The organism is Streptomyces sp. MB09-02B (genome assembly GCF_033794485.1).
GTDB lineage: Bacteria > Actinomycetota > Actinomycetes > Streptomycetales > Streptomycetaceae > Streptomyces.
This window is the reverse complement of the sequence record NZ_JARGEE010000622.1, coordinates 1-3,910: the sequence shown is the minus strand read 5'-3', so window position 1 is coordinate 3,910 and position 3,910 is coordinate 1. Positions and strand designations below refer to the sequence as shown.

The 3,910-nt window shown below is 74.7% G+C and carries 1 protein-coding gene; it reads left to right on the top strand.

Features of this window, described 5'->3' with window-relative positions; genetic code table 11:
• Positions 1 to 3,910: SDR family NAD(P)-dependent oxidoreductase (locus P1P70_RS41840; RefSeq protein WP_413471665.1), on the top strand; the 3,910-nt coding region annotated here is incomplete at both ends.

Genomic DNA, 3,910 nt, shown 5'->3' with positions numbered 1-3,910 from the left:
GGCGCGGGTCGATGTGGTGCAGCCCGTGTTGTGGGCGGTGATGGTGTCTTTGGCGGAGGTGTGGCGGTCGTTCGGGGTGGAGCCGGCGGCGGTGGTCGGCCACTCGCAGGGGGAGATTGCTGCGGCGGTGGTCGCCGGGGCGTTGTCCCTGGAGGACGGTGCGCGGGTGGTGGCGCTGCGTTCGCGGGCGATTCTCGCGCTCTCGGGGCAGGGCGGTATGGCGTCCGTGCAGCTTTCCGTGGACGAGGTGCGGGGGTTGTCTCCGTTGGTCGACGGGCGGGTGGAGGTGGCGGCGGTCAACGGGCCGTCGTCGGTGGTGGTGGCCGGGAGTGTGGAGGGTCTGGACGAGGTGATCGCCGTGGCCGGGGCGCTCGGTGTTCGGGCCAGGCGGATCGAGGTCGACTACGCCTCGCACACCGCCCACGTCGAGCGGCTCCACGACGAACTCCTCACCCTCCTCGACGAGGTGACCCCGACGGAGTCCCGGACCCCGTTCTTCTCCACCGTCACCGCCGACCGGTTCGACACGACCGGGCTGGACGCGGAGTACTGGTACCGCAACCTGCGGTCGACCGTGCGTCTCGACGACACGGTGGCGCGGCTGGTCGAGGCCGGCCATCACGTCTTCGTCGAGATCAGCCCCCACCCGGTCCTCACCGCCCCGCTCACGGAGACCGTCGAGCGGACGGAGACCGAACCGCTCGTCGTCGGCACCCTGCGCCGGGACGACGGGGGCCTCGCCCGCGTCTTCGCCTCCCTCGCCGAACTCGCCGTCGGCGGCGTACGCGTGGACTGGACGCCTGCCTACGCCGACCACGACCCCGCCCCGCCGGAACCCCCTGTCGAGCTGCCGACGTACGCCTTCCAGCGTCGCCGCCACTGGCCGCAGACGCTGCCGAGCGGGCCCGCGGCCGACCCCGCCCATGAGGAGTTCTGGCAGGCCGTCGAGGAACAGGACGTCACCGCCCTCGCCGCCACCCTGGACCTGCCCGCCGACGACCCCGCCCTGTGTACCGTCCTGCCCGCGCTCTCCTCGTGGCGCCGCGACCGGCGCGAGCGCGGCACGGTCGACGCGTGGCGGTACGCCGTCGACTGGCGCCCGACGGACCCGTGCACCGCGCCCGACGTCCTGCCGGGCACCTGGCTGATCGCCCTGCCGGAGGCGTCGCGCGACGACCCCGCGCTCGTCGCGGCGGCCGACGCCGTACAGGAGCGCGCCGAGCACGCGGTGCTGCTGACGGTGGCGCCGGAGGACGACGTCGACAGCCTGGCCGCCCGCGTCCGGGAGATCGACCCGACCGGCGTCGTCACCCTCACCGGCACCGACACCGCACCGCACCCGGCAGGCCCGGTCGTGCCCACCGGCCTCGCCACGACCCTCACCCTGTTCCAGGCTCTGGTCGCGACCGGCACGGCCGTGCCGCTGTGGTGTCTGACGCGGGGTGCCGTGGGCACCGCCGACGACTCCGGGCCCGCCGACCCGGCACAGGCCGCCGTATGGGCGCTGGGCAGGTCCGCCGCCGTCGAACTGCCGCAGTACTGGGGCGGTCTGGTCGACCTCCCGGACGTCGTCGACCGTGCGGTCACGGACCGGCTCCTCGCCGTGCTCGCCGGGACCGGCGGCGAGGACCAGGTCGCGGTGCGGGCCTCCGGCACCCACGCCCGCCGACTGGTCCGCACGAGCGGCCCGGCGAACGGGCACGCGGGATGGACCCCGCGCGGCACGGTGCTGATCACCGGCGGTACCGGCGCCCTGGGAGCGCACGTCGCCCGCTGGCTGGCCCGCGACGGCGCCGAGCACCTCGTCCTGCTCAGCCGCAGGGGTGCCGACGCGCCCGGCGCCGACACGCTGCGCACCGAGCTGGAGACGACCGGCGTACGGGTCACCTTCCTCGCCTGCGACACCATGGACCGGGCCGCCCTGGCCGCCGCCCTCGCCGACGTCGAACGCGACGGCGACCAGGTCCGGGCCGTCGTGCACGCCGCGGGTGTGGGCGTGCTCGGGCCCGTCGCGCAGGCCGCGTTCGCCGACCTGGTCACCGTCCTGGGTGCCAAGGTCACGGGCATCGAGAACCTCGAAGGCGTCCTGGATCCGGCCCAGTTGGACGCGGTCGTCTACTTCTCCTCCATCACGGCCGTCTGGGGGGCCGGCGACCACGCCGTCTACGCGGCCGGCAACGCGGTCCTCGACGCCCGCGCCGAGCGGCGCAGCGCCGACGGAGTCCCCACCCTGTCCGTCGCGTGGGGGCCCTGGTCGGGCGGCGGCATGGTCTCCGACACCATCTACGACCAGCTGCGCGCCACCGGCCTGCCCGTCATCGACCCGGACACGGCGCTCGCCGGTCTGCGGACCGTCCTCGCCGACGGCGAGACCTCGGTGATCCTGGCCGACGTCGACTGGGAGCGGTTCGCGGAGGTCTTCACCAGCGGCCGCCCCAGCCGTCTGCTGGACGACATCCCCGAGGCGCGGCCCGCAGCCCCCGAGGAGACCGGCACGGGCGGCGCCCCGGCCTCGGACCTGGCCCGCCGTCTCACCGCGCTCGACGGGCCCGCCCGCACCCGGGCCCTGCGCGACCTGGTGCGCGACCACGCCGCCGCCGTCCTCGGCCACCCGGACCCCGGCACCGTGGACCCCGGGCGGGCCCTGAAGGAACTGGGCTTCGACTCGCTCACCGCCGTCGACCTGCGCAACAGGCTAGCCACCGCCACCGGCGTCCGACTGCCCAGCACGCTCGTCTTCGACCACCCGACCGTGACAGCCCTCGCCGTGTTCCTCGGGGAGAAGCTGTTCGGCGGGCAGGAGCGCCCGGCGCCCGTGACCGTCAGGGCCGCCGCCGACCGCGACGACCCCGTGGTGGTCGTCGCCATGGGCTGCCGCTTCCCCGGAGGCATCGGCACTCCTGAGGACCTGTGGCGGGCCGTCGCCGAGGAGGCGGACCTCACCGGCCCCTTCCCCACGGACCGGGGCTGGCCCCTGCACCGCCTCCACGACCCCGACGAGACCACTCCGGACTCCAGCTACGTCGACCGCGGCGGCTTCCTCGCCGACGCCGCCCTGTTCGACCCGGCGTTCTTCAACATCTCACCGCGTGAGGCCCCCGCGATGGACCCCCAACAGCGGCTGCTCCTGGAAACCTCCTGGGAAGCCCTGGAACGCGCCGCCATCGACCCGTCGACCCTGCGCGGCAGCCGTACGGGTGTCTACGTGGGCATCAGCGAACAGGGCCACACCGCACGCCTGCTGGACGCGGCCACCGATGTCGAGGGCTACTTCGCCACCGGTGCCGCAGCCAGCGTCGCCTCCGGCCGGATCGCGTACACGCTCGGCCTGGAGGGCCCGGCGGTCACCGTCGACACGGCCTGCTCCTCCTCCCTGGTCGCCCTGCACCTCGCCGTCCAGGCACTGCGGGCGGGGGAGTGCGACCTCGCCCTCGCGGGCGGCGCCACCGTGATGTCCGAGCCCGCCTCCTTCGTCGGTTTCAGCCGCCAGCACGCCCTCGCGCGCGACGGCCGCAGCAAGTCCTTCGCCGCGGCGGCCGACGGCTTCGCCCTCGCGGAGGGCGTCGGGATGGTGGTGGTCGAGCGGCTGTCGGACGCGCGGCGCCTCGGTCATCCGGTGCTGGCGGTGGTGCGTGGCTCGGCGGTGAACCAGGACGGTGCGTCGAACGGTCTCACGGCACCGAACGGGCCGTCCCAACAGCGGGTCATCCGGGACGCGTTGGCGGTCGCGGGGCTGTCGCCGTCGGAGGTGGACGCGGTGGAGGCCCATGGGACGGGGACCCGGCTCGGCGATCCGATCGAGGCGCAGGCGCTGCTGGCGGCGTACGGGCAGGATCGTGAACGGCCGCTGTATCTGGGGTCGTTGAAGTCGAACATCGGTCATACCCAGGCCGCGGCCGGTGTGGCGGGA